The following is a 529-nucleotide window of genomic DNA, read 5'->3' as shown; positions in this document are numbered from 1 at the left end:
TGAGCCGGATGAGCACATCGCTTCCGCGGAAGAAATGGAGCGGGCGAGCAAATCCGGAGGCGCGATCAAGTTGATCGCGATCCGGTACCGCGACGCCGACAGCTCAAAACCTTGTAAGGAATTCTCGGATGACGCAACGCATGAACTACCGGAGCGTGACGCCGGCCGCTGGTCGCGAGAAGGATGTCATAGTCCGCGGCGGGTCCGCTATTTCACCGATCGAGATCGAAAGAGCGTTGCTGAGCCATCCGCTGGTGCGCGACGCGGCGGTCTTTGGCGCGCCGGATCCTGTGCTAGGCCAGCGTGTGGCGGCCGTTGTGCAGCTTGAGGGCGGTAGCGACGAGGCGGCAATCGATAACATTCTGGGCGCCACCAGGGAGCAGCTGGCGGATTACAAAGTGCCGGAGCTGCTGGTGGTCGTGGACGCTGTGCCGCGCAACCCGCTCGGGGAGATTGATCGCCACGCGTTGGCACAACTTATTTTCGGCATACCCGCTCACCAGCGTTTGCAGTGAGAACCGGCGCTAGA

Annotated in this window: 1 protein-coding gene; it reads left to right on the top strand. The window is 62.2% G+C overall.

What is annotated here, in order from left to right; genetic code table 11:
- Positions 1–128 precede the first annotated feature (128 nt).
- Positions 129–515, top strand: a complete 387-nt coding sequence (locus CWO89_RS45110) for an AMP-binding enzyme (protein ID WP_130584479.1) — start codon at positions 129–131, stop codon at positions 513–515.
- The last annotated feature ends 14 nt before the right edge of the window (positions 516–529 follow it).

The sequence above is a fragment of the Bradyrhizobium sp. Leo170 genome, assembly GCF_004296405.1.
Lineage (GTDB): Bacteria > Pseudomonadota > Alphaproteobacteria > Rhizobiales > Xanthobacteraceae > Bradyrhizobium.
Note: the sequence above shows the minus strand (reverse complement) of the source record. Positions and strands in the feature narration are given on the sequence as shown.

What these genes read in the sequence shown, in the direction of transcription:
- CWO89_RS45110 (WP_130584479.1), top strand. Translation starts at nt 129, where the DNA reads ATGACGCAACGCATGAACTACCGGAGCGTGACGCCGGCCGCTGGTCGC.